The organism is Tepidicella baoligensis (assembly GCF_013432195.1).
In the GTDB taxonomy this organism is placed as follows: domain Bacteria; phylum Pseudomonadota; class Gammaproteobacteria; order Burkholderiales; family Burkholderiaceae_C; genus Tepidicella; species Tepidicella baoligensis.
Genome location: NZ_JACCDB010000012.1, coordinates 13,634 through 38,465, shown reverse-complemented (window position 1 = coordinate 38,465; position 24,832 = coordinate 13,634). Strand labels below are relative to the sequence as shown.

The 24,832-nt window shown below is 64.8% G+C and carries 32 protein-coding genes; 25 read left to right on the top strand and 7 right to left on the bottom strand.

Annotated features, from left to right (window positions below; genetic code table 11):
* Positions 1-85 precede the first annotated feature (85 nt).
* The 7 genes from HZS63_RS11655 to HZS63_RS11625 are packed head-to-tail and all read left to right on the top strand — an operon-like array spanning position 86 to position 7,534.
* Positions 86-1,219 carry a glycosyltransferase gene (locus tag HZS63_RS11655; RefSeq protein WP_180684196.1) on the top strand — a complete coding sequence of 378 codons (1,134 nt, stop codon included), beginning with the start codon at positions 86-88 and terminating at the stop codon, positions 1,217-1,219.
* The gene (locus tag HZS63_RS11650) at positions 1,216-2,646 is read left to right on the top strand and encodes a phosphomannomutase (protein ID WP_180684195.1); all 1,431 of its coding nucleotides are present in this window, start codon (positions 1,216-1,218) and stop codon (positions 2,644-2,646) included. Before HZS63_RS11655 ends, HZS63_RS11650 begins: the two co-directional genes overlap by 4 nt.
* Positions 2,643-3,452, top strand: coding sequence for an aldose epimerase family protein (locus tag HZS63_RS11645; RefSeq protein ID WP_180684194.1), 810 nt, complete (start codon positions 2,643-2,645; stop codon positions 3,450-3,452). The genes HZS63_RS11650 and HZS63_RS11645 overlap by 4 nt, the downstream gene beginning before the upstream one ends.
* A complete protein-coding gene (locus HZS63_RS11640) occupies positions 3,449-4,393 on the top strand; it encodes an NAD-dependent epimerase/dehydratase family protein (RefSeq protein WP_180684193.1) in 945 nt (314 codons plus the stop codon). Before HZS63_RS11645 ends, HZS63_RS11640 begins: the two co-directional genes overlap by 4 nt.
* A complete protein-coding gene (locus tag HZS63_RS11635; RefSeq protein WP_180684192.1) occupies positions 4,393-4,947 on the top strand; it encodes a sugar transferase in 555 nt (184 codons plus the stop codon). Before HZS63_RS11640 ends, HZS63_RS11635 begins: the two co-directional genes overlap by 1 nt.
* 2 nt (positions 4,948-4,949) lie before the next feature.
* Positions 4,950-6,944 carry a polysaccharide biosynthesis protein gene (locus HZS63_RS11630; RefSeq protein ID WP_180684190.1) on the top strand — a complete coding sequence of 665 codons (1,995 nt, stop codon included), beginning with the start codon at positions 4,950-4,952 and terminating at the stop codon, positions 6,942-6,944.
* Positions 6,941-7,534: a hypothetical protein gene (locus HZS63_RS11625; protein ID WP_180684189.1), complete on the top strand. Its 594-nt coding sequence runs from the start codon at positions 6,941-6,943 to the stop codon at positions 7,532-7,534. The genes HZS63_RS11630 and HZS63_RS11625 overlap by 4 nt, the downstream gene beginning before the upstream one ends.
* An 86-nt stretch (positions 7,535-7,620) precedes the next feature.
* Here HZS63_RS11625 and HZS63_RS11620 read toward each other — a convergent pair whose 3' ends face one another.
* Both HZS63_RS11620 and HZS63_RS14180 read right to left on the bottom strand, forming a co-directional pair.
* Entirely contained in the window at positions 7,621-7,914 is a 294-nt protein-coding gene (locus tag HZS63_RS11620; protein WP_180684188.1) for a helix-turn-helix transcriptional regulator, read from the bottom strand.
* Between the two features lie 75 nt (positions 7,915-7,989).
* Positions 7,990-8,301, bottom strand: coding sequence for a helix-turn-helix transcriptional regulator (locus HZS63_RS14180; protein ID WP_343039988.1), 312 nt, complete (start codon positions 8,299-8,301; stop codon positions 7,990-7,992).
* A gap of 175 nt (positions 8,302-8,476) precedes the next feature.
* Here HZS63_RS14180 and HZS63_RS11610 point away from each other — a divergent pair, with 175 nt between their 5' ends.
* On the top strand, positions 8,477-8,758 hold the full coding sequence (locus HZS63_RS11610; protein ID WP_180684187.1) for a type II toxin-antitoxin system ParD family antitoxin: 282 nt from the start codon (positions 8,477-8,479) through the stop codon (positions 8,756-8,758).
* Entirely contained in the window at positions 8,755-9,108 is a 354-nt protein-coding gene (locus HZS63_RS11605) for a type II toxin-antitoxin system RelE/ParE family toxin (RefSeq protein WP_180684185.1), read from the top strand. Before HZS63_RS11610 ends, HZS63_RS11605 begins: the two co-directional genes overlap by 4 nt.
* A gap of 361 nt (positions 9,109-9,469) precedes the next feature.
* On the opposite strand, the gene HZS63_RS11600 is transcribed toward HZS63_RS11605, so the two are convergent.
* Together HZS63_RS11600 and HZS63_RS11595 are read right to left on the bottom strand one after the other, a co-directional pair.
* Positions 9,470-10,432 carry a hypothetical protein gene (locus HZS63_RS11600; protein WP_180684184.1) on the bottom strand — a complete coding sequence of 321 codons (963 nt, stop codon included), beginning with the start codon at positions 10,430-10,432 and terminating at the stop codon, positions 9,470-9,472.
* 3 nt (positions 10,433-10,435) lie between these two features.
* Positions 10,436-11,689, bottom strand: coding sequence for a hypothetical protein (locus HZS63_RS11595; RefSeq protein ID WP_180684183.1), 1,254 nt, complete (start codon positions 11,687-11,689; stop codon positions 10,436-10,438).
* 244 nt (positions 11,690-11,933) lie between these two features.
* On the opposite strand from HZS63_RS11595, the gene HZS63_RS11590 reads away from it, so the two are divergent.
* From HZS63_RS11590 to HZS63_RS11570, 5 genes are all read left to right on the top strand, one after another.
* On the top strand, positions 11,934-12,275 hold the full coding sequence (locus HZS63_RS11590) for a helix-turn-helix domain-containing protein (protein WP_180684182.1): 342 nt from the start codon (positions 11,934-11,936) through the stop codon (positions 12,273-12,275).
* 4 nt (positions 12,276-12,279) lie between these two features.
* Positions 12,280-13,206 (top strand): ImmA/IrrE family metallo-endopeptidase, encoded by a 927-nt coding sequence (locus HZS63_RS11585; protein WP_246316332.1) that lies wholly within the window; start codon positions 12,280-12,282, stop codon positions 13,204-13,206.
* A gap of 318 nt (positions 13,207-13,524) precedes the next feature.
* Positions 13,525-13,998 carry a DUF2924 domain-containing protein gene (locus HZS63_RS11580; RefSeq protein ID WP_180684181.1) on the top strand — a complete coding sequence of 158 codons (474 nt, stop codon included), beginning with the start codon at positions 13,525-13,527 and terminating at the stop codon, positions 13,996-13,998.
* 29 nt (positions 13,999-14,027) lie between these two features.
* A complete protein-coding gene (locus HZS63_RS11575; protein WP_246316338.1) occupies positions 14,028-15,425 on the top strand; it encodes a recombinase family protein in 1,398 nt (465 codons plus the stop codon).
* A complete protein-coding gene (locus tag HZS63_RS11570; RefSeq protein WP_104302172.1) occupies positions 15,422-15,889 on the top strand; it encodes a hypothetical protein in 468 nt (155 codons plus the stop codon). The genes HZS63_RS11575 and HZS63_RS11570 overlap by 4 nt, the downstream gene beginning before the upstream one ends.
* A gap of 9 nt (positions 15,890-15,898) precedes the next feature.
* Here HZS63_RS11570 and HZS63_RS14155 read toward each other — a convergent pair whose 3' ends face one another.
* Genes HZS63_RS14155 through merT form a run of 3 tightly spaced genes read right to left on the bottom strand, consistent with a single transcriptional unit; the run spans position 15,899 to position 16,796 of the window.
* The gene (locus HZS63_RS14155) at positions 15,899-16,120 is read right to left on the bottom strand and encodes a GDCCVxC domain-containing (seleno)protein (RefSeq protein ID WP_082371571.1); all 222 of its coding nucleotides are present in this window, start codon (positions 16,118-16,120) and stop codon (positions 15,899-15,901) included.
* Complete coding sequence (merP, locus tag HZS63_RS11565) at positions 16,117-16,410, bottom strand: mercury resistance system periplasmic binding protein MerP (protein WP_053822775.1); 294 nt, start codon at positions 16,408-16,410, stop codon at positions 16,117-16,119. Before merP ends, HZS63_RS14155 begins: the two co-directional genes overlap by 4 nt.
* Before the next feature lie 11 nt (positions 16,411-16,421).
* On the bottom strand, positions 16,422-16,796 hold the full coding sequence (gene merT, locus HZS63_RS11560) for a mercuric ion transporter MerT (RefSeq protein WP_053822774.1): 375 nt from the start codon (positions 16,794-16,796) through the stop codon (positions 16,422-16,424).
* A gap of 41 nt (positions 16,797-16,837) precedes the next feature.
* On the opposite strand from merT, the gene merR reads away from it, so the two are divergent.
* The 11 genes from merR to HZS63_RS11505 all read left to right on the top strand — a co-directional run bounded on the left by merR (position 16,838) and on the right by HZS63_RS11505 (position 24,832).
* Positions 16,838-17,251, top strand: a complete 414-nt coding sequence (gene merR, locus HZS63_RS11555; protein ID WP_053822773.1) for a mercury resistance transcriptional regulator MerR — start codon at positions 16,838-16,840, stop codon at positions 17,249-17,251.
* 182 nt (positions 17,252-17,433) lie between these two features.
* A complete protein-coding gene (locus HZS63_RS11550) occupies positions 17,434-17,697 on the top strand; it encodes a helix-turn-helix transcriptional regulator (RefSeq protein WP_028769813.1) in 264 nt (87 codons plus the stop codon).
* Positions 17,698-17,707: 10 nt separating this feature from the next.
* Positions 17,708-18,187: a hypothetical protein gene (locus HZS63_RS11545; protein WP_180684179.1), complete on the top strand. Its 480-nt coding sequence runs from the start codon at positions 17,708-17,710 to the stop codon at positions 18,185-18,187.
* Positions 18,188-18,190: 3 nt separating this feature from the next.
* Entirely contained in the window at positions 18,191-18,964 is a 774-nt protein-coding gene (locus tag HZS63_RS11540; protein WP_053822770.1) for a BRO-N domain-containing protein, read from the top strand.
* A complete protein-coding gene (locus tag HZS63_RS11535) occupies positions 18,964-19,794 on the top strand; it encodes an ATP-binding protein (RefSeq protein WP_180684178.1) in 831 nt (276 codons plus the stop codon). The genes HZS63_RS11540 and HZS63_RS11535 overlap by 1 nt, the downstream gene beginning before the upstream one ends.
* A gap of 3 nt (positions 19,795-19,797) precedes the next feature.
* The gene (locus HZS63_RS11530; protein ID WP_180684177.1) at positions 19,798-20,427 is read left to right on the top strand and encodes a hypothetical protein; all 630 of its coding nucleotides are present in this window, start codon (positions 19,798-19,800) and stop codon (positions 20,425-20,427) included.
* Positions 20,428-20,437: 10 nt separating this feature from the next.
* Positions 20,438-20,953: a DUF6511 domain-containing protein gene (locus HZS63_RS11525; RefSeq protein WP_180684176.1), complete on the top strand. Its 516-nt coding sequence runs from the start codon at positions 20,438-20,440 to the stop codon at positions 20,951-20,953.
* The gene (locus HZS63_RS11520; protein ID WP_180684175.1) at positions 20,950-21,696 is read left to right on the top strand and encodes a hypothetical protein; all 747 of its coding nucleotides are present in this window, start codon (positions 20,950-20,952) and stop codon (positions 21,694-21,696) included. Before HZS63_RS11525 ends, HZS63_RS11520 begins: the two co-directional genes overlap by 4 nt.
* Positions 21,693-21,947: a helix-turn-helix domain-containing protein gene (locus HZS63_RS11515; RefSeq protein WP_054284959.1), complete on the top strand. Its 255-nt coding sequence runs from the start codon at positions 21,693-21,695 to the stop codon at positions 21,945-21,947. Before HZS63_RS11520 ends, HZS63_RS11515 begins: the two co-directional genes overlap by 4 nt.
* Entirely contained in the window at positions 21,931-24,213 is a 2,283-nt protein-coding gene (locus tag HZS63_RS11510; RefSeq protein ID WP_180684174.1) for a phage/plasmid primase, P4 family, read from the top strand. The genes HZS63_RS11515 and HZS63_RS11510 overlap by 17 nt, the downstream gene beginning before the upstream one ends.
* Before the next feature lie 142 nt (positions 24,214-24,355).
* On the top strand, positions 24,356-24,832 hold the full coding sequence (locus HZS63_RS11505; RefSeq protein ID WP_180684173.1) for a crossover junction endodeoxyribonuclease RuvC: 477 nt from the start codon (positions 24,356-24,358) through the stop codon (positions 24,830-24,832).

Sequence of the window (24,832 nt, the reverse complement as noted above, 5' to 3'; positions counted from 1 at the left end):
TTAACCCTCAAGCTTGGCCGAGCGATGGTGGCGCCTTTTCGAAGGCTAACCTATCGCCGCGCTCTCAGCGGGAGTAGCCAACGAATTGACCAAGATTCTTCACGTATACCGCACCTACTTTCCCGATCCGCAAGGTGGCTTGCAGGAAGCCATTCGTCAGATTGCGCTGGCGAGCAAGGCGTTCGGACATGAACCTCGGGTGTTCGCGCTGTCGCCGCATCCGACTCCTGAGCACGTTGAATGCGACGGCATCGCGGTCTGGAGGGCGCGCTCATGGGCGGCACCGGCTTCGTGTGACCTGGGTGGGCCGAAAGCCTTTTCTGCTTTCGCGAAGGCGGCGCGTTGGGCTGATGTCATTCACTACCATTTCCCATGGCCATTCGCAGATGTGCTGGAGTCTGTCGTCAGCCCCACGCGCGCGAAGGTCATGACCTACCATTCGGATGTCGTCCGGCAGCGCGCGCTGGGCCGCGTTTATGCGCCACTAATGCAGGGAATGCTGGGTGGTATGCGTGCGATTGTTGCCACGTCCCCTCCTTACGCCCAAACGAGCCCGGTGCTTGCCGATACGAAGCACCGTAACCGTGTGCGGGTAATACCGCTTGGCATAGATGAGAGCTCCTACCCTCAGTGGGGCGATGATGGTGTGCTACAACGCCTTGGATTGGACCAAGGCGAACCGTTTTTCCTATTCATTGGCGTTTTACGGTACTACAAGGGGCTGCATACCTTGGTGCAGGCGGCTGCTAGCGTGAACGCGAAAGTCGTGATTGCTGGCACTGGGCCGGAGCATGCGGCTTTGCAGGCACAGGTGTGCAATTTCGGGCTGCAGAACGTGGTTTTCGCTGGCCAGATATCGGACGCCGAAAAGGTGGCTCTGCTGCAGCGCTGTCGTGCCTTCGTGCTGCCTTCTCATCTGCGTTCAGAAGCCTTTGGCATGGTGCTGGTCGAGGCCTCGATGTATGGCAAGCCCATGGTGAGCTGCGAGATTGGCACCGGTACGTCGTTTGTGAACCTGGAAGGTGAAACGGGTTTCGTGGTGCCGCCAGAGTCACCAGGGGCCCTTGCTCACGCCATGAATGCCCTGTTGGACGACGGGGAACTTGTAGAAAAATTTGGCCGTGCCGCCAGGCGCCGTTACGAAGCGCTGTTTTCTGGCCCTGCGCTGGGCAAGGCATACACACAGCTCTACCAGGATGTACTGAAAAATCGACCATGAACGAGTCGTTCCTTATTGGTGAGCGTTTCCCCACAGTAACCTTTGGTACCAGCGGTGTGCGCGCCTTGGTGGACGACTTGAACACCGAAGCTGTTTTTGCCTATGTGTACGCATTCATGCAACAGATGCGTGTGGTTCGCGCTGTTCGCGATGGGGCTGCGGTTGCCGTGGGCATGGATTTGCGGCCGAGCAGCCCTTCAATCGCTACCGCGGTGTGTGGCGCGTTGCAGGCGCTAGGGTACCGCGCAGATTTTTTGGGGGCTTTGCCTACGCCCGCCTTGGCACTGCGGTGCCTGACTGGTGGCATGCCCGGCATCATGGTGACGGGCAGTCATATCCCTTTCGACCGCAACGGCATCAAGTTTTACAGCCCGGCGGGCGAGATTCTCAAGGCGGAAGAACAAGCGATCGTGTCTTGCTCGATTCCAGCCCGTGCGCTGGGTAGATTGCTTTCAATGCCGTTGCTGCCCTCAATGGACGTAACGGCCACAGAAGCCTATGTCCGTCGCTACGTTGAGCACTTCGGGGTGCAATGTCTGGCCGGTCTGCGGGTTGGGCTGTACGAGCACAGCGCCGTGGGTCGGGATGTGACCAAGTCCGTCCTGGTTCAACTGGGTGCCGAAGTTGTTTCCCTGGGCAGAAGCGACGATTTTGTACCTGTGGATACCGAGGCCGTTGGCGTGGCCGATCTGGCTCAAGCCCGTAACTGGTGCAAAGCACATCAGCTGGATGCTGTGGTATCCACCGATGGGGATGGTGACCGGCCCTTGGTGTTTGACGAAAACGGTGAGTTTGTGCGCGGTGACCTGCTGGGCTTGCTGTGCGCGCGCCGTTTGGGCATTACCCATTTGGCTGTACCAGTGAGCTGTAATTCCGCCATTGAGCAATGCGGCGCCTTTACGCAGGTGGTGCGCACGCGGATAGGATCGCCCTACGTGATTGCGGCCATGAACGAACTGACTGCCCAGGGCAAAGGGCCAGTGGCAGGTTTTGAGGCCAATGGCGGCTTTTTGTTGGGTTCTGCTGTGCACGGGTTGGCTGCGCTGCCCACCCGCGATGCGTTGTTGCCCATGGTTTCGCTGCTGGCAGAGGCGGTAACGCAGCAAACACGAGTGTCTTCGCTGGTGGCAGCATTGCCACAACGCTTTACCCATAGCGACCGTTTGCAGGCATTTGCCACCGAGCGTTCGCGTGAACTGTTGGCGCAGGTGGCGGTAGAGGAGGGCTTACAGTCGCACATAGCTGGTAAGCACAACCCACCAAAAGTTGTCGATACCACCGATGGGGTGCGCATGACCTTTGCCGATGGCGATATCGTGCATTTGCGTGCCTCGGGTAATGCGCCAGAGCTGCGTTGCTATGCCGAGTCGGCAACCCTGGACAAAGCAAAAGACCTATGCCAACGGGCATTGAGTCAGGTGCAATGACTGCATGCCAATTGACGTGGCAAGCCTTGGGCGCGCAACTGCTGCAGGCTCGCACGGGTGGGGTGGAGCTGCTGTATCTTTCGCCCTGGTACTACACAAAAGCCCAGCGGGCCGCCAGAGGGGGCGTGCCCGTGCTGTTCCCGCAGTTTGCCGAGCGTGGGCCACTCAAAAAACATGGCTGGGCCCGAGATGTGGAATGGGTGCTGACCCACAATGCCTCAGGGGCAGACTCGCATGTGTTGGAGTGGGAATGGACGTGTGGTGGTGCTGGCCAGCCAACCTGGCCACATCAGGCGCATCTGCGCTTGCGTGCCCAGGCCACAGCCAGTGGCCTAGAGATGCAACTCCATGTGCACAACACAGGCACATCGGCATTTGAATGGACGGGTGGTTTGCACCCCTATTGGGTAGTGGGTAACCTGCTGGAATGCCGGTTGACTGGTTTGCAGGGCGTGAGTGTGAGCGACCGCTACAACGCCTCAAGAACCTTCGAAGCCCGGGAGGCTGTTCAGTGCTCTGGGCAGGCATACGAGTCGCTGTACGACACGCCAGGCCCTGTGTGTTTGGAGTTGCCCAGCCACACCGTCAAGCTCAGCATGACCGGGTTTGACCAATGGATGGTATGGAACCCGGGCGCTCATGAGGCCCAAAGACTGACCGATATGCCTGCTGCCGATTGGCAGCGTTTTGTATGCATTGAGCCGGTGCGGGTGAGCAGGCCGTGTCGCTTGCAACCCGGCGGCAGTTTTACCGGCACATTGAAAGCCGAGTGGTGGCCGAATAGCGATGGGATGGGTCGACGGTGAGAATATTTGTCACCGGTGCAAATGGTCTGGTTGGCAGAGCCTTGTGCTCTGTACTTGATCAAACTGAGCATCAAGTCGTCCGAGCTGTTCGCACATCAACTACGCCTTGGGAAGTTCCGGTTGGCGATTTGAATAAAAATACCGATTGGAGCGAAGCCCTGGGCCAAGACACCGATGTTGTCGTTCACCTGGCCGCTCAAGTGCCTTTGACGGACACCGCCGCTGAGGACCAAGCTGACCGGTACACCCAAGCCAACACATTGGGCACGGCCAATCTGGCACGGCGGTGCGCCCAACATGGGGTCAAGCGCTTCATTTTTGTCAGCACGGTCAAGGTGCTGGGTGAAGGCAAGAGCGAGCCCTACCAAGATACGGATTTGGCGGTGCCAGCCGATGCGTACGCCATTTCGAAGTGGGATGCTGAGCAAGCGTTGTGGCAAGTTGCCGCAGAAACGGGTATGGAGGTTGTGATGCTCAGGCCTCCCCTTGTTTACGGCCCTGGCGTCAAAGGCAATTTCCTGCGCCTGATGCAGGCCATTGATAAACGGCGGCCTTTGCCGCTTGGCGCCATTCATAACCAGCGCAGCTTGATCTATCTGGGCAACTTGGTTGATGCCATTCACCGGTGTGTCACTCACCCAAAAGCTGCCGGTAAAGCCTTTCTGGTCAGTGATGGGGATGATGTATCTACCCCCGAGTTGGTTCGCCGGATTGCAGCTTCGTTGGGGCGTCGGCCGTTCCTGTTGCCGGTTCCTGCCTCGTGGATGCAGTGGGCTGGGCGGGTGCTTGGTAAACAGGCCGCTGTTGATCGGCTGCTGGGCTCTCTGTGCGTGGACATCTCACCGCTGCGGGAAGAACTGGATTGGACGCCTCCGTACTCTATGCAGGCGGGGCTCGAAGCCACGGCGCAGTGGTACCGCAAAACCAAGGAAGTCGCGTGATGCTTCGCGTTCTGGATATGGCGCTCGCAGGCCTTGGGCTTTTGGTTTCCTTGCCCTTGATGGCGGTTCTGTTTCTGATCGGTCTGTTTGACACTGGCGCACCCCTGTTCAGGCAGACACGCGTGGGGCGGCACCAAAAGCCATTCACTTTGGTGAAGTTCCGCACCATGCGGCCCGATACCCAATCGGTCGCCACCCACCTAGCCAACCCGGCAGCGGTGACGCCCTTGGGTGCATTTTTGCGCCGTACCAAGCTCGACGAGTTGCCGCAACTGTGGAACGTGCTCAAGGGCGAGATGAGCCTGGTAGGGCCACGGCCCTGCTTGTTCAACCAGACGGAATTGATTGAAGAACGAACTGCGCGAGGGGTCTTTGCCGCCCGCCCTGGCATCACCGGTTTGGCACAGATCAACGGAATAGACATGTCCACCCCGAAGCTGCTTGCAGAAACGGATGCGCGGATGTTGCAGGACTTGGGACTGTCCGCATACTTCACTTACATCATCAAGACGGTCACCGGCGCAGGCCGGGGTGATCGCATCCGGCAGGAATGACGATGAAAAAGCCGCTGTTCAAGTTGGCCGTTCCGGTGCTGGCACTACCAAGACCGGCGAAGCGCTTCGTAGCGCTGATGGTCGATCTCAGTTTGTGCGTGTTGACGGTCTGGCTGGCTTACTACCTGCGCCTGGGTGAATTCATCAGCTTCGCTGGGGCAAGCGAGTGGGCTCAAGGGGCCGTTTGGGCAGGTGTGGCGTCCGTGAGCATTGCGCTACCTATCTTTGTGGTGTCGGGCCTGTACCGCGCCATCTTCCGCTACAGCGGCTGGCCAGCCTTGCTGGCGGTGGCGCGCGCGGTGGGCATTTACGGTTTGCTGTATGCCTCCGTCTTCACCGCCATTGGCGTGGCCGGGGTGCCCCGCACGGTGGGCATCATCCAGCCGATTCTGTTGCTGCTGTTCGTGGGGGCGTCACGTGCGTTGGCCCGGGTCTGGCTGGGTGACCAGTATCTGAGCATTCTCAAGCGTGCTTCACGCCCCAAGGTGCTGATCTATGGCGCAGGCACCACCGGCCGCCAGTTGGCTGCTGCCATGGCCAATAGCCACGAAATGCAGGTGGCCGGGTTCCTGGACGACGACGACCGCCTGCACGGCCACGTGCTGAATGGTCAGCCCATCTACAACCCGGCCGACCTGGACAAACTGGCCACCGCGCTCAACATCAGTGACGTGCTGCTGGCCATGCCCAGCCTGAGCCGAAAGCGCCGCAACGAAATCCTGAGCCAGATCCGTGTGGCGCGCGTGGCGGTGCGCACCTTGCCCAGCGTGACCGACCTGGCCCAGGGCAAGGTCAGCATCTCGGATTTGCGGGAACTGGACATTGACGACCTGCTGGGCCGCGAACCGGTCACGCCCAATCACATCCTGCTGGCTAAGAACATCGTGGGCAAGGTGGTGTTGGTGACGGGCGCTGGCGGCTCCATTGGCAGCGAACTGTGCCGCCAGATTTTGGCGGTGAACCCAGCCAAGCTGCTGCTGATTGAGCAGAGCGAATTTGCCCTCTACGCCATTCACCAGGAGCTGGAAGAGAAACTGGCTGGGCTGGACGGCGCCACGCCCCCCGTTCTGGTGCCCCTGCTGGCCTCGGTACAAGACGACGACCGTATGCGCGAGATCATGTCCACCTGGCACCCGGACACGGTGTACCACACCGCTGCCTACAAGCACGTGCCGCTGGTGGAGCACAACCCGGCCGCAGGCATCAAGAACAACGTGTTGGGCACACTGCGAACCGCCCAGGCTGCCGCAGAAAACGGCGTGAGCGACTTTGTGCTCATCAGCACCGACAAAGCCGTCCGCCCCACCAACGTGATGGGCGCCAGCAAGCGCCTGGCCGAAATGGCGCTACAGGCGCTGGCAGCCACCCAGGCGGGCGCGGGTGGACCAGTCGGAACGGGCGGCACCAAGTTCAGCATGGTGCGCTTTGGTAACGTGCTGGGCTCGTCGGGCTCGGTGGTGCCCAAATTCCGCCAGCAGATCCGCGACGGGGGGCCCATCACCCTCACACACCCAGAAGTGACGCGTTACTTCATGACCATCCCGGAAGCGGCTCAACTGGTGATCCAGGCCGGCGCGATGGCCAAGGGCGGCGACGTGTTCGTGCTCGACATGGGCCAGCCCGTGAAGATCATGGACTTGGCGCGGCGCATGGTCGAACTCTCGGGCCTGACGGTGAAAGACGAGCAACACCCCGAGGGCGACATCGAGATTGCCGTGACCGGCATGCGCCCCGGCGAAAAGCTGTATGAAGAGCTGCTGATCGGCGACAACCCCAAGCCCACCGTGCACGCCCGTATCATGAAGGCCCACGAGGAGTTCATCCCCTGGGCAGAGTTCGAGGTGAAGCTCAACGCCCTGGAGATGGCCCTGAATGTGAACGATGTGGGCGTGATCCGCCTGATGATGCAGCAACTGGTGGCTGGCTACATTCCCAGCGACGACATTGTCGACTGGGTGTACATGGAGCAAGAGGCTGAAGCAAAGGCGACTGCATGAAGACCAATGTTCATCACTTGGTTGGTTGGAAGTTGTTTTGCGCGAAGTGTCGCGAGGGGGAGGACAGGTTTTGCCCGGCAGCTACCAGAAGGCAACTCAACCGCTTTTACGCAAGGTATCGCTTGGCTGCGCACTTTGAAGCCGTGCATGCATATGGGTACAGCGAAAAGGCCTTGCGCGGCTACACCGCTGGACTGCGTTTGCTGGCGGCTTACAGTGCCGCCGAACTGCTTGGCGAAGCCATTGGGAGCAACGTCACATCTTGGAAGATCCCCGATTCCGCCTTGGCGGCAGCGTTGCGAAAAGTCCTGCTTCGACCTTCTGCGGATTCCACAGGACTGTTCGCACAAGAAGGGTTGCGAAAAAAGCTCCAGCTGTTCATGGACGGTGATATTGATATCCGCATTCCTGCCACAGCTTTACGCGTCATGGTGGCCCACGGAAGTTTCACGCCGACAGGAACGGACTCCCTGACAAAGGCGGGTGCCGAAGCGCTACAGCGACTGTCTGATGTTTTACTGCAGGAGTGCGAGCGGCGTTTTGGCGCCTGGCTTCATGAGATGCTTGCGAAGCGTGATGAGGCCGCATGACTCCGTGCGCTTCCGCACCAACCCGCAGGCGTTATTGAGGAAAGTTCGACAGAGTGATAGAGTCCACCGTCAATTACTGCCAGCTACTACACACTACTTTCGATTACTGAGCGTTGCGGGAAGTCAGATGCCAGATGTTGATGGCCATTCCCTTTCAAGGCATCCAGAGGCTCGATTCCAGCCTCAGCTTCATAAGCCAAGATGGCATCCATGGGGTAGCGAACGGCTCGACCGTGGATCTTGATGTACTTGGGTCCGGTCTTTCTGTATCGCCAAAATTGCAATGTGCGGATGCTCATCTTCCAACGTTCGCTCAGTTCGGTTTCGGTGAGCACGGTGGGTGTGCCCTCAATGGGGGAGTTCGGTTTTTCCTCACGCATGTTTGTTCCTCGGTTGACTTGATATCGAATCGGCCAGCAGCCGGTCGTCGCTGGAAGTATTTGACGTGAATGGCGTCAATTTCCGTAGCAGGTATTTGAGGGCGCCTGCAGGCTGCTGAGTGCTTTCGCGAAAACGTCAGCGTTTTGCTGCTGCTTTTTTGCCAGGGGAGGCTGCTGCGGAGGGACTGAGATGTGTGAAGTGCGCGACGGGCGTGTGGGGGTTGTCAGGCCCGCTGCCTCGAAGGCTTCAACGTCAGACAAGCGGTAGCGCACCTGTGACACCAGCTTCAAGTAGGGTGGTCCGGCCCCGATGGACCGCCAGCGCTCCAAAGTAGCCTCCGCAATACACCAGCGCTCGGCCAGCTCTTTCTGGTTCATCAGCTTCATACTTGGCTCCTGTTAGGGCGGGTTCATCCGGGCCCTGATTTAGGCGCTGAACGCACAGAAAGCCAAGCAACAGGATGTGGGTATTTCACAGAAGTCTCGGCTGCCAACACCGATCGATTGACCTGCACCACGGAGATTGGCATAATCTGCCAATGATTCTGGTAAGGAGGTTGATATGCCTACACGCAATGTTGTACTCACCGAGCATCAAGCCTCGCTGGTCGAGCAGTTGGTGACCAGCGGCCGCTACCAAAACGCCAGCGAAGTGCTGCGAGAGGGGCTTCGACTCGTTGAGCAACGCGAGACAGAAGATGCATGCCGCCTCGAGGCGCTCCGCTCTGCCACGCAAGTTGGCCTCGGAGATATTGAAGCGGGTCGATTTAAGACCTTTGACTCCAGGGAGTCTTTACGCTCGCATCTTAAGTTGATCACCGCCAAAGCGATCGCGGCTGCATGAGCTTGGTCTGGCATGTTCGCTTGGCTGAGCAAGCGGAGTTTGATTTGCTCGACATCGCCATATGGACAGCCGAAAATTTCGGCCCTCGTCAGGCGGAGTCCTATGTGGAGAGAGTGACACTTGCCATTGAGTCTTTGCACGATGGCCCAGAAATACTTGGGGCCAAAGCCCGAGATGACGATATCGGGCCAGGGATTCGCACCTTGCATATAGCCCGGGAGGGTAGAAAAGGTCGCCACTTTGTGATCTTCAAGGTGGCGAAGGGGCAGATCATTGATGTGCTACGGATACTGCATGACAGCATGGACCTGGCCCGGCATGTATCGGGCGCTGATGATCAAACGCATTGAGTTGATTTGTCAAAAGCCCACAAATTTCCGCGTGCTTCCGCTACAATAATACCCCACGGTTGAGATGAGTTCGGTTTGACGAGCGACTCCACCACCACCATTCAACGCCCAACCGGCTCCGGTTGGGCGTTTTCGTTTTCAGGTTCCGCGAAACAACGCGGGGCGGCGACCCGTTCTGCGTGTGCTGCCCTTCGTCGCCAGGTCGCGAAGGGCCCACCCGGCTCGACTCTCTTTCGCCCTCTTTTCTCTCGAAATCCGCGCCAACTTCTTTGCGGAAGCGCACGCAAATGGCCTTGTGGCCCAGTGACTTGCACGTGCGTCACTGCCATCGGTTGTCCATCGTGCTTGGATGAGCAAGGCATCAAGCCCGCGCCGCAGTCGCCGCCGCAGCACAGGGCATCGAGTACAGCCCCTGGCGTCCCTGCACCACCACGAGCGCACGATAGGCGAAGAGCGACCCTTCGGCCTCGGGCTTGCCCTTGTCGCGCGCCTTGACCTTGAACACGTCGATGGGCTTGTCACTGTCCAGCCCGGCGCGCCGCATGATCTGTTCGGCGGTGCGGGGCTCTCCCTTGAACGACCACAGTGCGTCGAAGACTGCGGCCTGAGCCTCGGTCAGCCGGATCGGGCCGTGCGGCCAGTCGGGCAGCGTGACCCAGCGGAAATCCGCCGAGAAAGGCCCCTTCACCGGCGTCCTTGGATCGCTGGCCTGCGGAGCAGGTGGCTCACCCGGCATGCCGATGAACGAGATGCCGCCTCCGTAGAAGGCGAAGCGATCCTCCAGCGCCAGCCACTCCACGCCCGGGCCGAAGGGCGCCCCGCGCGTCTCGCGCGGCTTCGGCGTGATGACGCGGATCGCCCCTCCTGCGACCCGCACCCGGTCCAGCAGGGCCGGCTCGCGCCATAGCCGGATCAGATCGCGCGCCAGCAGGACTGGCGAGCACCGGGAATCGCCAAGGCGCCACACGCCATCGCCGAGGGCGTCGATGCCGTCGCGGCTCTCGATCGAAAGCGCCAGCCGCAGCTTTCGGCGCAGCCAGTCCTCGTCCAACCTCAACGCGACCGCGTCGTCGGCCGCGACGGCCACCGGCCCGCACTCGGGGCACTGACAACTACACCCCCGGCGCCCGCCGCCCCAGACCTGCGCCCGGTGCTGGTGGCAGTAGGGGCACAGCACGAATCGCTGGTCCAGGGCCGTGGGCTTCACCGCCTGCCCGAGGGCCGGCAAGGCGGCGACCTCGCGGGGCGAGAGCGCGGCTCGAAGGACGGGCGTGCCGCCCGCGAACAAGCGGCACACCAAGGCCCAGGCGTCGTGCGTGGCCACCGATCAACCCTCGTCGATCGTGGAGGGAAGCGGCTGCGGGCTGGCCGTGTCCGCTTCCGGCGGCGCTTCCTGGGCGTTCAGCGTCTGCCCGGGCTGCAAGATGCCCAGCGAGACCAGGTAGCCCTCCAACTGCGCCTGCAACGCGGCATCGAACTTGTGCAGGTTCAGCCGTCCGCGACGCGTCACCTCGACCGTGACGACCTTGGAACGAGCCTTTCCGGCCTCGGGCGGGTAGTACAGGTTGATGCGTGCCGCCGTGATCAACCAGCCGCGGGCCAGCGGGTCCTCACCAGGGAACTCCTCGCGCAGCAGTTCGGTGACGCAGCGCTGCTCGCTGGAGGCCATCGCCGTGCAATCGAGCTTCAGTGCCGTGCTCGGGCTCAACATCGAGATGGACTTGACCTGCAGCGCCACGAAGCCGTCCGCCACGGCCTGCGGCACATCGAAGCCGAGGCGCAAGACCGACAGGTCCAGCGTCGGCGGCTTGATGCGGTGCGCGTCCACCTTGACGCCCAACAGGTGCTCGGCGAAGGCGTCCACGAGCATCTGGTGGTACTTGGCGCCACCGCGCACGAGGGTGCGAACGACCCCGGTGGCCGCCGCATACTCCAGCACCATGTGGATGTTCGGGTTGCCGACGCGACGGGTGAGATGGGCGCCCTCGAACTCCAGGCGCAGCATGGCCAGATCCTTGACGTGCACCGTCAGCAGGAACACGCCGGGGCGGCGTTCCACCAGGTAAGCCACGCTGCCGTCGCCGCACTGCAGTTCGCGCTGGTAGAAGGCCGAGATGGCCTGGCGCAGCGCGGCCAGAGCGGCATCCGAGGTGTTCGGCCGACGCTTCACGCCGAGGTCGTGCTGCTGGGCTTGCGATCCGTGGCGCTCCAGGTAGTCGAACTCACAGGCCCGCTCGAACAGCGCCGGGTGGTTGGCATACAGCCAGAAGGAGCGGTGGGTATCGCTCCGGCATCCCACCAGGCCCAGCAGCGCGGCGCCGTCCCCGGCGGCGGCCTGGAACATCGCCTGCTTGCCGGCCGGGTCGGCCAACTGGATGCTGGCCATGAGGTTGCCGATCAGACGGTCACGGGCGGCGACGTCGGGCCAGGCCCGAACGGCCTCCACCAGTGCCTGCGAGGTGCGCGGCGTGTCCTCCCAGTCGAAATCGTCGGCCACGGGCAGGCCGTGCGAGGCCAGGAAAGCGCTGAGCGTCGTGTCCACCGGCAGTTCGAGCAGCACGTCGACGAAGGTCTTCTTCATCTTCTCGGTCCTTTCCGCAAGAGGTGTCGAGGGCTGCGGACCGAGGGGGCTGGTTCGCGGGCCGGCGACCGGGTTACCGAACGGCGATCTCGCCAGAGTAAAGCAGCGAGATACAGCGCGATTGTGTCCCGCCCCATTCCGCCTGTCAATCATCGCGGCACGTCTGGCGCTAATTGGTATCTCGTGGCTATACTTGCGGTCTGGTTTTCTACACTGACAGTCGATTCGAGACGGGGACATCGCCATGGCTTCGGCGTTTGGATCACGCCTGCGGCGCTTGCGCGAGGCAAAGAAACTGACCCTGCAGCAGGTCGCCGACGCGGTCGGCTGCACCAAGGCCTACATCTGGGAACTGGAGATGAAGGAGGGGCAGCGCCCTTCGGCCGAGCGCGTGTATGCCCTGGCGAAGGTCCTGGGCGTCACCGTCGAGGACCTCATGGAGGACCAGCCTCGCGAGGTGCCAGCGGCCAGCCCGGAGGATGTCCAGTTCTTCCGTGAGTACGCCGGGATGACCGACGAGGACAAGCAGATCTACCGCGACACCCTCGAACTGGTGTTCCGCAAGCGCAGCAAGGGCGAGAGCTAGCAGCATGAGCGCCCCGGCCCTCAATGGTTTCACCGCTGCCGCCACCGTTCTGAAGTGGCTGCGGGCCTGGCACGCCGGCGACATGCCCGAGGCCATCGACCTTGATGTCGTCAGGCAGATGCTGCCGACCACGCCGTACGGCACCGGGGTCCGGGAAATCAAGCAGCCGATGCCGCTCGACATCAGCGGCTTTGAAGGCAGTCTGGTGCGCAATCCTCATGACGCCGCCGAGTGGGGCATCCTCTACAACGGCCGCGCGAGCCCCGAACGCCGCCGCTTCACCATCGCTCACGAGCTCGGGCACTTCATCCTGCACCGCGACCGGCAGCCGCGTTTCAACTGCGACAAGGAGAGCGTCTACTCGGGCCACGAGACCATGCGCCTGATCGAGCGCGAGGCCGACGACTTCGCCAGCAATTTGCTGATGCCCGGCGATCGGCTGCGCGAGTGGATCTTGAATCGACGCATCGATCTGCACGTCCTCAGTGGCATTGCAAAGCGCTTCCAGGTCTCCTTCGAGGCGCTGTGCATCCGCTTCATCAAGTTCACCCCGCAGCGCGCCATCTTGGTCTACTGGGACAACGGCTACGCGAAGTACGAATGGCGCAGCAGCAGCGCCGTGAGAACCCGGGCGCGCATCCGGCGCACCGGCGATCCGCAAGAGCCCTTACCCGGCACGCTCGCCGCTGACGCGAGCGTCGAGCAGGCATGGGACGGCGTCGAGATGTCCGCCGCGATCTGGTGCCCCGAGGAGGCACCCTACATGAAGCTGCGCGAGTTCAAGCACAGCTACGCCTCGAGAGATCGCGTCCTGACCCTGCTGCTGTTGGAAAGTGCCGAGCCGCGCGCTTGGGATCGGTCGTGGCAGGATGGCGAAAGCTTCGACAGCTACGACCGGTTCGTCTCGACAGGCCAGCACCAGGTGCGATGACGCAGGGCGCCGTAGCCCGCGCATCCCCGCCCAAACCCGTTACGCGAAGTGCCCTCGATTCCTAGCATGAGCGGCGTTTTCCATCAAAACGCCGACCATGCACGAACCCGAACCCTTCGTCCTGGCTCCCGAGGCCGATCGGCCTCGGCACGCGCACCAAGAGGTCGTCGATCTGCTGGCCTGCGCCCTGCTGCGGCTGCGCGCGCGCCCCTTTCCGCCATCTGGCCATCCCGCCACCGACAGCGACTCGGTTGGCCTTGGCTTGTGCGGTCCACAGCGCGTGAATGCGAACCCCGATCACGCACGAGGAGTTCGCCGATGACGACACACGCAAGCCCTGCAGACCCGACCACCGTCGCCGCCCGCGTCGCGCAGTTGCCCCACCTGCCGATGGACAGCCTCTGGGCGCTGTGGGACGAGTACTTCGAGGAGCGGCCCAAGCATCACCACCGCACGTGGCTGGAGAGCCGGCTCGCCTACAGGATCCAGGAGCGCGCCTTTGGCGGGTTGAAGCCCGCGACCCGCCGCAAGCTCGAGGAGATCGGTGAGACGGGCATCCTGCCGCGCCAGCTTCGCCACGACGCGAATCGGCTGCTGCCGGGCACCGTGCTCACACGGATCTTCGACGACGTCGAGCACCGGGTGCTGGTGCGCGGGCCCAATGACTTCGAGTATCAGGGGCAGCGGTTCAAGAGCCTGACGGCGATTGCCCGCCACATCACCGGCACGCCTTGGTCGGGCCCCGCGTTCTTCGGCCTCAAGACCAAGGACGGACGGAAGGAGCCGGTATGAGATCACAACGCTCCGTGCCCTCGTCGACCATGCCGACTCCTGGTCCCGTCACGCCATCGAGGCGCTGCGCGGTCTACACGCGCAAGTCCACCGACGAGGGACTGGACCAGGAGTACAACAGCCTGGAGGCCCAACGCGACGCGGGACGGGCCTTCATCGCCAGCCAACGCCACGAGGGCTGGATCGCCGTCGAGGAGGGTTATGACGACGGCGGCTACTCCGGCGGCAATCTCGACCGCCCTGCGCTCAAGCGGCTGCTCGCCGACATCGAGGCCGGCAGGATCGACATCGTGGTCGTCTACAAGATCGACCGATTGACGCGAAGCCTCGCCGACTTCGCCAAGCTGGTGGAGGTGTTCGACCGCAACGGCGTCTCCTTCGTCTCGGTCACGCAGCAGTTCAACACCACCACCTCGATGGGGCGGCTCACGCTCAACATCCTGCTGTCCTTCGCGCAGTTCGAGCGCGAGGTCACCGGCGAGCGCATCCGCGACAAGATCGCCGCCTCCAAGGCCAAGGGCATGTGGATGGGCGGCATGCCGCCGCTGGGCTACGACGTCGTCGATCGCAAGCTCGTCGTCAACGAGCGCGAGGCAGCCCTCGTGCGTGACATCTTCCGGCGCTACGCCGAGCATGGCTCGGCTGCGCGACTGGTGCGGGAGATGGCGGTCGAGGGGCACACCACCAAGGCCTGGGTGACCCAAGGCGGGCGCCGGCGCACGGGCCGACCCATCGACCAGCAATACATCTTCGCGTTGCTGCGCAACCGCATCTACCTGGGTGAGATCCGCAACCACGGCACGTGGTATCCCGGCCAACACGAAGCGATCGTGCCACGAGACCTGTGGGACGCCGCGCACGCTTTCATCGCGCGCCGCAAGCAGGCGCCGCGCGAGCACCGCGCCAAGCATCCGGCGCTGCTCGCGGGGCTGCTGTTCGCGCCCGACGGCCAGCGCATGCTGCACACCTTCGTCAAGAAGAAGAGCGGACGCACCTACCGCTACTACGTCCCCTACCTGCACAAGCGCCGCAACGCGGGCGCGAGCCTGGCGCCGGACGCCCCGGACGTCGGCCACCTGCCCGCGGCCGAGATCGAGAACGCGGTGCTGACGCAGATCCACACGGCGCTCTCGGCGCCGGAGGTGCTGATCGGCACCTGGCGGGCGTGCCAGCGCCACCCGGCCGGTGCCGCCCTCGATGAGGCGCAGGTGGTGGTGGCGATGCGACGCATCGGCGACGTGTGGGCGCAGTTGTTCCCGGCCGAGCAGCAACGCATCGCGCGGCTGCTGATCGAGCGGGTCCAACTGCATGAGCACGGACTCGACATCCTCTGGCGCGAGGACGGCTGGCTGGGATTGGGGCCCGAGATCGGCGCGCATCCGCTGGTCGAGGAATCCAGCGCACAGACCGAGGAAACACCGGCATGAGCACCACGACGAACCCGCGCAAGCGCGCTATCCGCGTCGAGGTCGGAACCGATGCCCGCAGCTACGTCAGCGATGGCCAGCGCGTCACGCTGGTGCCGCTGACGATCAAGCGCCGCCAGAACCGCAAGCTCCTGATCCCGCCGACGCCCGAGTCCGCCGCTGCGACCGCGGGCGGCCTGGATGCGCCGATGATCAAGACGCTCGGCAAGGCCTTCTACTGGAAGCGGCTGCTCGAGGAGGGGCGCTATCCCACGACGACCGACCTGGCCCGCGCCCTGAAGTTGGAGCCCGGCTGGGTGGCCGAGGTGCTGCGCCTGACCCTCTTGGCCCCCGACATCGTCGAGGCCATCCTGGACGGACGCCAGCCCCGGCATCTGAATCTGCACACGCTGCGTGGCCGCCAAGACCTGCTGCCTCGCGACTGGGGCGAGCAGCGTCGGCTGCTGGGCTTTCCTTCAGCTTGAGACTGGCGCTCAGCTGGCGCAACAACTACCTCTGCCACGCTCCTGGATTGGTGGGCACGGCACAGTGCCGTAGGAGCAATAGACGCAGCAGTCCCCGGGCTTGGGCTTGAGTATGGCGTGGCAGGCCTCGCACTCATAGAACCACTGGCAGGCATCGGTAGGCATGGTCTCGGTCTTGGTGTGACCGCACTCCGGACAAGTCAACGTCGATTCCAGAACGACGGCAGTCACTTCACGCTCCCGACCACCGTCGAGGGGTAGCCAGCATCCTGGGTCGCCCGCGTCAGCGCCTCTACATTCGCCCGCGCGTCGTCGAACGTCACGGTCGCCTGTCGTTTGTCGAGGTTCACGTCCGTCTTGGCCACGCCCGGCACCTTGCCGAGCGCCTTCTTGACCGTAATCGGGCAGGCGGCGCAGTTCATGCCCGGCACTGACAGGGTGACGGTCTTTGTCGCGGCGATGACTGGCACGCTCACGATCAGGGCGAGCGTCAGCATCGGAAAACCAAGCAATCTCTTCATAAAACCTCCGTTCAGTAAAACCAGGGCGCGACCAGCGGGAAGCCGAGCGCCACGATCACCAGGGCGACCACGATCCCGAACAGCAGCTCGTAGCCGCGCCGAACCGACGGCACCGCGCAGGCCTGTCCGGGTTCGCACGCCGGGGCTTTCGCCCATATGCGTCGCCCGGCGAGGAACAACGCGACGAGGGCCGCGCCGATGAAGATCGGGCGGTAGGGTTCGAGGGCCGTCAGGTTGCTGATCCATGCCCCTGAGAAGCCCAGCGTGATCAGCACCAATGGCCCGAGGCAGCAGGTCGATGCGAGGATGGCCGAGACGAATCCGGCCGCGAGCGCCGCACGGCCGCCTCCGGTACTGCCTTGCGCAGTTGGGGTGTCTGGTTTCATGGAGTAAGCTTACTTCCGTACTTAAGTACGGAGTCAAGACCATGAACAGCACGCCCGAGATCGAGGCGATGACGATCGGCGCGCTGGCGCGCGCGGCTGGCGTCAATGTCGAAACCATCCGCTTCTACCAGCGCAAGGGGCTGTTGCCCGAACCAGATCGGCCGCAGGGAAGTATCCGCCGTTACGGCGCCGACGAGCTTGGCCGCGTCCGCTTCATCAAGTCGGCACAGCGGCTGGGCTTCAGTCTCGACGAGGTGTCCGAACTGCTCAAGCTCGAGGACGGATCGCACTGCGCCGAGGCGCGTGCGCAGGCTCAGCGCAAACTCGTTGACGTTCGCGAACGACTGGCTGACCTGCAGCGCATCGAAGCGGCGCTGTCCGAGCTCGTGCAGCGCTGCAATGCCATTCGCGGCCGGGTGCGCTGCCCCTTGATCGCCGCCTTGCAGGCGGAGTGACGCACAGCCGTCCTTGACTGATCCTCGACCATGACGGCGGGCCTTGTGCCCGCCGTTTTCGTATCGGCGAGAACTTTGGCGAACCCGAAGTTCCCGCGTGGTTCGCCATTCGGTCCCTCCAAGGTTCGCCACCCGAAGCCTGCAATGACACCTGTTCCTCAACAGCGTCATAGGAGGCTTCCATGCCGACAACGGCAAGCACCATCCCCCGGTCGCCGGTCGATGCGATCAACAGCCTGTCTCCCGGCGACCGTCGGGTCCTCAACGAGAACGAGCTCGCGCAGCGCTGGGGCCTGAGCCCCAAGACCCTGCAGCGCTGGCGCAGCGAAGGGCGGGGCCCGCGCTACCTGAAGCTGTCCAAGCGCGTCAGCTACCCCCTGGAGTCGGTCATCGAGTTCGAGCGTGGCGCCCTGCACGACTCGACCTCCGAGCGCGCGGCGCGCTGAAGGGGGTGCGATGAGCGATTTGACCCTCTACCCCGCCGACATCGCCGCGATGTCCGTCGGCCAGCTCACCGCGCTTCCGCCCGCCCAGAAGGCGCAGATCAGCCGCCACCTGGACGAAGCGCTCGCCTGGCTCAAGCAGGCCCGCGCAAAGTTCGACGCTGCGCTGGAGGCCGCCTACGGCGAGCAGGCCCGTGCTGCCCGCCTCGAGGCGGGCAAGGACTTCGGCGTCGTGCACCTGAAGGACGGGCTGCTTCGCGTGACGGTCGATGTCCCGAAGCGCGTGTCCTGGGACCAGGCGCAACTGGCCGCCATCGCCCGGCGCATCGCCGCCGCCGGCGAGAAGGTCGAGGACTACCTGGACGTCGAGTACTCCGTCTCGGAATCGCGCTTCTCCAACTGGCCGCCGGCACTGCGCGCCGGGTTCGATGCCGCCCGCACCGTCAAGCCCGGCAAGCCCACGTTCCGGCTGGCCCTCGTCTCGGAGGAGTGATCCATGAGCACCGAACTGATCCCGTTTGATTTCGAAGGCCGTCCGGTCCGGGTCGTCACGGATGCCCAAGGCGAACCGTGGTTCGTCGCGGTGGATGTGTGCGCGGTTCTTGAACTGCCGAACACCACCCGCGCCCTGGCGCGACTGGACCCTGACGAGCAAGCCCTGATCTCGATTCAGGGCATCTCGCGCGGCAATGACCAGGTCAACGTCGTCAACGAGCCCGGGCTGTACAGCCTGGTCCTCGGCAGCCGCAAGCGCGAGGCCAAGCGCTTCAAGCGCTGGGTCACCCACGAGGTGCTGCCGGCGATCCGCAAGACGGGCAGCTACACGGCGCCAAGTGCACGCCCGACCCTGCCGGCACCCACCCAGGACCGCATCGCCGCTCTGCTGCTGATCGGCGAGGCCGTGGCCAAGGTGCCGGGGGTCAAACCCGGCATCGCGATGGCGGCCACGCTCTCCTGCATCCAGGAGAACACGGGCCTGGCGGTCGAGACGCTGCGCCGCGCCCTTCCTGCCCGGGACACTGCGGCGAACGAGGCGATCTGCTCGCTCAACGCCACCCAGCTCGGCAGGCTGCTCGGCCTGTCGGCCAAGGCCATCAACCAGCGCCTGGCCCACCACGGCCTGCAGTTGCGCAACGAGCGGGACGAGTGGGAACTGACCGAAGCCGGCGAGGCTTGGGCCGAAGCCATGCCGTACTCGCGCAACGGGCACAGCGGCTACCAGATCCTCTGGAACCCGGCGGTCGCGGAGCGGCTGAAGGAGGTGGCGTGATGGCCCTCCCCATCATCACCGCCGATCAGCGGCTGCGCGAGAAGCAGGGCGTGAAGCTCGTGCTTCTAGGCAAGAGCGGCATCGGCAAGACCAGCCAGTTGAAGACCCTGCCCGAAGCCTCGACCCTGTTCGTCGACCTCGAGGCCGGGGATCTGGCCGTCAAGGACTGGCGCGGCGACTGCGTGCGCCCGAGCACCTGGCCGGAGTTCCGCGATCTCGTGGTGTTCCTGGCCGGCCCGAACCCGGCGTTGCCGGCGGATGCGCCGTACTCCGAGGCGCATTACCGGCATGTGTGCGAGCGCTACGGCGATCCCGCGCAACTGGCCAAGTACGACACCTACTTCGTCGACTCGATCACGGTACTCGCGCGCCTGGCGCTCGTCTGGGCCAAGACCCAGCCGCAAGCCTACAGCGAGCGCACCGGCAAGCCCGACACCCGGGGCGCCTACGGCCTGCTCGGTTCGGAACTCATCGGGGCGCTGACCCACCTGCAGCACGCGCGCGGCAAGCACGTCGTGTTCGTGGCCATCCTCGACGAGCGCCTGGACGACTTCAACCGCAAGGTCTTCGTGCCGCAGATCGAGGGCGCCAAGACCGCCGCGGAACTGCCCGGCATCGTCGACGAGGTGGTCACCTTGGCGGAGATCAAGGCCGAGGACGGATCAATCTACCGCGCCTTCGTCTGCCACACGGTGAACCCCTACGGCGTCCCGGCCAAGGACCGCTCCGGCCAGCTCGAGTTGCTGGAGCCGCCGAACCTGCGCGCGCTGATCGACAAGTGCGCCGCCGCCACCCGCCTTCCGCCATCCGCCACTGCATCCCAGGAGTAAGCCATGACCGATTGGTGCGATTTCAACGACGCCGAACAACAGCAAAGCTTCGAGCTCATCCCCAAAGGCACGCTTGCCCGCGTGCGCATGACGATCAAGCCCGGGGGCTTTGATGACCCGGCGCAGGGCTGGACGGGCGGCTGGGCCACCCAGAGCTTCGAGACGGGTTCCGTCTATCTCGCCGCCGAGTTCGTGGTGCTGGAGGGCGAGTACGCCCGGCGCAAGCTCTGGAGCAACATCGGCCTGCATTCCCCGAAGGGCCCGGCCTGGGGTCAGATGGGCCGCAGCTTCGTGCGCGCGATCCTCAACAGCGCCCGCAATGTCCATCCCCAGGACATGAGCCCGCAGGCCGCCGCCGCGCGGCGCATCCAGGGCTTCCACGAGCTCGACGGCATCGAGTTCCTCGCCCGCATCGACATCGAGAAGGACGGCCGCGGCGAGTTGAAGAACGTCATCCGAAACGCCGTCGAGCCCGACCACCCGGACTACGTCCGCCTGATGGGCGTGCCGCCGAAGGCCCCCGGTACCGGCAACGGTGGCGCCCCGGCGGCGGTCGCCCCGCCCCGTGCGATCCCCACGCCGCCCGCCCCGCAACGCCCCGCCGTGCCGGGCAAGCCGGCCTGGGCGCAGTGAGAGGAGGGGCATGAAGTGCTGGGTCTGCAAACGACAGGCGCGCGGCTACGGCCACACGGACCTTCGGCATCCGGTGGGCGACGCCCGGCGCTATCCGATCGACTGGGTGTTCTGCTCGCGGCGTTGCCAGGAGGCGTTTCACGCGCTCTACGGCCAGTGGCTGCGGGTGCAGGAAGGACACACGTCCAAGACGGAGGTGGCCATGATCGATCCGTCTGACGTCGAACTGGCCGCGATGAAGAAGTGCCTCAAGGCCTTCGGCGCGGCGGCAGAACGCATCGGCTTCGACAAGCCGCTGGGCGACTACTCCGAGGCCGAGGCGCTCCAGGTGATCGACGCCATCGTCACCTGCTACACGGAGGCGATGGTCGAGCACCACGAAGCGACCAAGTACCCGCCGGTGCGGGGCTTGAAAGACCCGGTGTCCGACCCCTTCGCCGACCTCGAGGACGATCTGCCGTGGGAGGAGCCGAAGGCTCAAGCGCAGACGGCACGCACGGCAGCACCCAAGGAGGCGCGGCGATGATGGACTTCAACGCCTCCAAGAGCCTGTCGGGTCAGATCACGGCGCTGATCGATGCCGGGCTGCAGCAGTCTCGCGCGGCGCAGCCTCGCCGCACGTACCTGGGCGCCTCGCGCCTCGGGGCCGCCTGCGAGCGCGCGCTGCAGTACGAGGTCGCCGACGCCCCGGTCGATCCGGGTCGCGAGACCGACGGTCGGATGCTGCGCGTGTTCGAACGCGGCCACGTGATCGAGGACTGCATGGTCGGATGGCTGCGCGCGGCGGGCTTCGATCTGCGCACGCGCACCGACGCGGGCGAGCCCTTCGGCTTCTCGGCGCTCGACGGGCGCCTGCAGGGCCACGTCGATGGCGTGCTCGTCGCCGGGCCCGACCTCGGCTTTGGGGCCGGCTATCCCGCGCTGTGGGAGAACAAGTGCCTGGGCGCCAAATCGTGGCGCGAGTTGGAGAAGCACCGGCTTGCGTCTGCCCGCCCGGTCTACGCCGCGCAAGTGGCGCTCTACCAGGCCTATCTCGAACTGCACGCGCACCCGGCCCTGTTCACGGCGGTGAACGCCGACACCATGGAGATCCACGCCGAGCTGGTGCCGTTCGATGCGGCGTTGGCGCAGCGCATGTCCGACCGGGCCGTGAAGGTCATCACGGCCACCGAGGCGGGCGAACTGCTGCCGCGCGCCTTCTCCGAGCCCACCCATGTCGAGTGCCGGATGTGCCCGTGGCAGGACCGGTGCTGGAGGGCTGCGGCATGAACGAGACACCGCTGCACCCGGTGCTCGGGGAGCGCCTGATCGACGCACGCGAGGCGGCACTGGCGCTCAATCTGCCGCACTACTGGCTCACGCACGCGAAGGAGCGCCGGCGTCTGCGCCTGCCGCACTACCGGGTGGGCAAGCTGCTGCGTTTCAAGCTCTCCGAACTGATGGCGTGGATGGAGGAACGTCAAGCCCTGCTCACGGCCGACGCAGGGCACGAGGAGGAGTCGGATGCTGGACTTCAATGACACCGCACCCGCGCCCGAGATCCCGGCGTCCGAACGCCGCGAGGCCGTGCGCGCCGCGCTGCTCGCGAGGCTGGAGTCGGTGCTGTTCACCCTGTTCCCCGCTGGAAAGAAGCGCCGCGGCAAGTTCGTCATCGGCGACGTGCTCGGCAGCCCGGGGGACAGCCTGGAGGTCGTGCTCATTGGGGACAAGGCGGGGCTTTGGACCGACCGTGCCGAAGGCTCCGGCGGCGATGTGTTCCACCTGATCGGCGCTCACTTCGGCGTGGACGTGCAGGGCGACTTCGCCCGCGTCCTCGATCTGGCCGAGGACCTCGTCGGCCGAGCGCCCACGGCGCCGCCGCGCAAGGCGGCCAAGAAGACCCCGATCGACGATCTCGGCCCGGCCACCGCCAAGTGGGACTACCTCGACGCACAAGGGCAGCTCATCGCCGTCGTCTACCGCTACGACCCGCCCGGGCGCAAGAAGGAGTTCCGGCCCTGGGACGCCAAACGGCGCAAGATGGCACCGCCCGAGCCGCGGCCGCTGTACAACCAGCCGGGGATCAAGGAGGCCGCCCAGGTCGTGCTGGTCGAGGGCGAGAAGTGCGCCCAGGCCTTGATCGAGACTGGGATCGTGGCCACCACCGCGATGCACGGCGCCAACGCCCCGGTGGACAAGACCGACTGGTCGCCGCTGGCGGGCAAGGCCGTCTTGGTCTGGCCTGACCGCGACAAACCCGGCTGGGAGTACGCCGTGCAGGCGGCCCAGGCGATTCTGTCGGCGGGCGCGAAGTCCTGCCACATCCTCTACCCGCCCGAGGAAGCGGCGGACGGCTGGGACGCGGCGGACGCCGTGATGGAGGGCTTCGACGTCGCGGCCTTCCTCGCCCACGGTCCGCGTGTGCAGGTGCATGACATTGCGGACCCCGGCGAGCCGGTGATCGGCGCGGATGAATCGGTGTGGGGCACCGAAGATGCCCTGGCGCTGGCCTTCACCCGGCGCTACCACCGCGACTGGCGCTACGTGGCGGCCTGGGGCCGCTGGTTGGTGTGGGATGGCCGGCGTTGGCGCAACGAGGAGACGCTGGCGGCCACCGACTTGATCCGCGGTGTCTGCCGACACGCGGCCCTCCAGGCCGACAACCCCAAGCTGGCGGCCAAGCTGGCCACCTCCGGCACCGTCGGCGGCGTCGAACGCCTGGCTCGCGCAGACCGACGCCACGCCGCGACCACCGCCGAGTGGGACGCCGATCCCTGGCTGCTCAACACCCCAGGCGGCGTGGTCGACCTCAGGACGGGGCGCATGCGCGCACACGACCGCGCCGACCGCATGACCAAGATCACCACCGCCACGCCCGGCGGCGACTGCCCGACCTGGCGGCGCTTCCTTGCCGAAGTCACCGGCGGCGACGCGGACCTGCAAGCCTATTTGCAGCGCGTCAGCGGCTACTGCTTGACCGGCTCGACCCAGGAGCATGCGCTGTTCTTCCTCTATGGCACCGGCGCCAACGGCAAGTCGGTGTTCGTGAACACCCTGGCCACGATCCTCGGCGACTACGCCGCCAGCGCGCCGATGGACACCTTCATGGAGACGCGCAGCGACCGGCATCCAACCGACATGGCGGGCCTGCGCGGGGCGCGCTTCGTCTCCTCCATCGAGACCGAGCAAGGGCGGCGCTGGGCCGAATCCAAGGTCAAGAGCCTCACGGGCGGCGACAAGATCTCCGCGCGCTTCATGCGGCAGGACTTCTTCGAGTTCTGGCCGCAGTTCAAGCTTTTCGTCGCTGGCAACCACAAGCCCGCCATCCGCAACATCGACGAGGCGATGAAGCGGCGGCTGCACCTGATCCCCTTCACGATCACCGTGCCGCCCGAGCGGCGCGACAAACACCTGCAGCAGAAGTTGCTGGCCGAGCGGGACGGCATCCTGGCCTGGGCGCTGGAAGGGTGCCTGGCCTGGCAGCGCCTGGGCCGGCTCGATCCGCCGCCGCAGGTCGTGGCCGCCACCGAGGAGTACTTCGAAGCCGAGGACGCGCTGGGCCGCTGGCTGGAGGAGCGCTGCGTGCGCGAGGCCAATGCCAAGTCACTGACCGCCGAACTGTTCACCGACTGGAAGCAGTGGGCGGAGGCCGCCGGCGAGTTCGTCGGCTCACAGCGCCGCTTCTCCGACCTCTTGATCACCCGCGGCGTCGAGAAATGGCGCAACGCCGCCGGCATCCGGGGCTTCCGTGGCGTGGGTCTCAAGCACCCGATGCAGCCCGCCTACACCCCCTATGCCGACGACTGAACACCCGTGACCACCGACAGGACTGACGCATCTGACGCTGTCCATCGTAAGTCTCTACGCGCGCGCGCGTGCGCGCGCCTCACGGGAACTATCGATATCGTGCGTCGGATGCGTCAGTCCCCACCGAACGAGGACTGACACCATGCACACCACGATCCTGGCCCTGGACCTGGGCACCACCACCGGCTGGGCGCTGCGCGACCGCACGGGCCGAATCACCAGCGGCACCGAATCCTTCAAGCCCCGACGCTTCGAAGGCGGCGGCATGCGTTTCCTGCGCTTCAAGCGCTGGATCACCGAACTGAAGGCCCACGCCGACGGGATCGACGCGCTGGTCTTCGAGGAAGTGCGCCGCCACGTCTCGACCGATGCGGCCCACGCCTACGGCGGGTTCCTCGCCACGCTCACGGCCTGGTGCGAGCACCACGGCATTCCCTACCAGGGCGTGCCGGTGGGCACGATCAAGAAGCACGCCACCGGCTCTGGCCGCGCCGGTAAGGACGCGGTGATGGCGGCCGTGCGTCGCCGGGGTCACGCCCCGGCGGACGACAACGAGGCCGACGCCTTGGCGCTGTTGCTCTGGGCCCTCCCGCTCCACGACGCGGCGCAGGAGGCGTGA

Excerpts from the sequence above, each read along its gene's own strand:
- HZS63_RS11650 (WP_180684195.1), top strand. The coding sequence starts at position 1,216 with ATGAACGAGTCGTTCCTTATTGGTGAGCGTTTCCCCACAGTAACCTTT.
- HZS63_RS11645 (WP_180684194.1), top strand. The coding sequence starts at position 2,643 with ATGACTGCATGCCAATTGACGTGGCAAGCCTTGGGCGCGCAACTGCTG.
- HZS63_RS11635 (WP_180684192.1), top strand. The coding sequence starts at position 4,393 with ATGCTTCGCGTTCTGGATATGGCGCTCGCAGGCCTTGGGCTTTTGGTT.
- HZS63_RS11630 (WP_180684190.1), top strand. The coding sequence starts at position 4,950 with ATGAAAAAGCCGCTGTTCAAGTTGGCCGTTCCGGTGCTGGCACTACCA.
- HZS63_RS11625 (WP_180684189.1), top strand. The coding sequence starts at position 6,941 with ATGAAGACCAATGTTCATCACTTGGTTGGTTGGAAGTTGTTTTGCGCG.
- HZS63_RS11620 (WP_180684188.1), bottom strand. The coding sequence starts at position 7,914 with ATGCGTGAGGAAAAACCGAACTCCCCCATTGAGGGCACACCCACCGTG.
- HZS63_RS14180 (WP_343039988.1), bottom strand. The coding sequence starts at position 8,301 with ATGAAGCTGATGAACCAGAAAGAGCTGGCCGAGCGCTGGTGTATTGCG.
- HZS63_RS11610 (WP_180684187.1), top strand. The coding sequence starts at position 8,477 with ATGCCTACACGCAATGTTGTACTCACCGAGCATCAAGCCTCGCTGGTC.
- HZS63_RS11605 (WP_180684185.1), top strand. The coding sequence starts at position 8,755 with ATGAGCTTGGTCTGGCATGTTCGCTTGGCTGAGCAAGCGGAGTTTGAT.
- HZS63_RS11595 (WP_180684183.1), bottom strand. The coding sequence starts at position 11,689 with ATGAAGAAGACCTTCGTCGACGTGCTGCTCGAACTGCCGGTGGACACG.
- HZS63_RS11590 (WP_180684182.1), top strand. The coding sequence starts at position 11,934 with ATGGCTTCGGCGTTTGGATCACGCCTGCGGCGCTTGCGCGAGGCAAAG.
- HZS63_RS11585 (WP_246316332.1), top strand. The coding sequence starts at position 12,280 with ATGAGCGCCCCGGCCCTCAATGGTTTCACCGCTGCCGCCACCGTTCTG.
- HZS63_RS11580 (WP_180684181.1), top strand. The coding sequence starts at position 13,525 with ATGACGACACACGCAAGCCCTGCAGACCCGACCACCGTCGCCGCCCGC.
- HZS63_RS11575 (WP_246316338.1), top strand. The coding sequence starts at position 14,028 with ATGCCGACTCCTGGTCCCGTCACGCCATCGAGGCGCTGCGCGGTCTAC.
- HZS63_RS11570 (WP_104302172.1), top strand. The coding sequence starts at position 15,422 with ATGAGCACCACGACGAACCCGCGCAAGCGCGCTATCCGCGTCGAGGTC.
- merP (WP_053822775.1), bottom strand. The coding sequence starts at position 16,410 with ATGAAGAGATTGCTTGGTTTTCCGATGCTGACGCTCGCCCTGATCGTG.
- merT (WP_053822774.1), bottom strand. The coding sequence starts at position 16,796 with ATGAAACCAGACACCCCAACTGCGCAAGGCAGTACCGGAGGCGGCCGT.
- merR (WP_053822773.1), top strand. The coding sequence starts at position 16,838 with ATGAACAGCACGCCCGAGATCGAGGCGATGACGATCGGCGCGCTGGCG.
- HZS63_RS11550 (WP_028769813.1), top strand. The coding sequence starts at position 17,434 with ATGCCGACAACGGCAAGCACCATCCCCCGGTCGCCGGTCGATGCGATC.
- HZS63_RS11545 (WP_180684179.1), top strand. The coding sequence starts at position 17,708 with ATGAGCGATTTGACCCTCTACCCCGCCGACATCGCCGCGATGTCCGTC.
- HZS63_RS11540 (WP_053822770.1), top strand. The coding sequence starts at position 18,191 with ATGAGCACCGAACTGATCCCGTTTGATTTCGAAGGCCGTCCGGTCCGG.
- HZS63_RS11535 (WP_180684178.1), top strand. The coding sequence starts at position 18,964 with ATGGCCCTCCCCATCATCACCGCCGATCAGCGGCTGCGCGAGAAGCAG.
- HZS63_RS11530 (WP_180684177.1), top strand. The coding sequence starts at position 19,798 with ATGACCGATTGGTGCGATTTCAACGACGCCGAACAACAGCAAAGCTTC.
- HZS63_RS11525 (WP_180684176.1), top strand. The coding sequence starts at position 20,438 with ATGAAGTGCTGGGTCTGCAAACGACAGGCGCGCGGCTACGGCCACACG.
- HZS63_RS11520 (WP_180684175.1), top strand. The coding sequence starts at position 20,950 with ATGATGGACTTCAACGCCTCCAAGAGCCTGTCGGGTCAGATCACGGCG.
- HZS63_RS11515 (WP_054284959.1), top strand. The coding sequence starts at position 21,693 with ATGAACGAGACACCGCTGCACCCGGTGCTCGGGGAGCGCCTGATCGAC.
- HZS63_RS11510 (WP_180684174.1), top strand. The coding sequence starts at position 21,931 with ATGCTGGACTTCAATGACACCGCACCCGCGCCCGAGATCCCGGCGTCC.
- HZS63_RS11505 (WP_180684173.1), top strand. The coding sequence starts at position 24,356 with ATGCACACCACGATCCTGGCCCTGGACCTGGGCACCACCACCGGCTGG.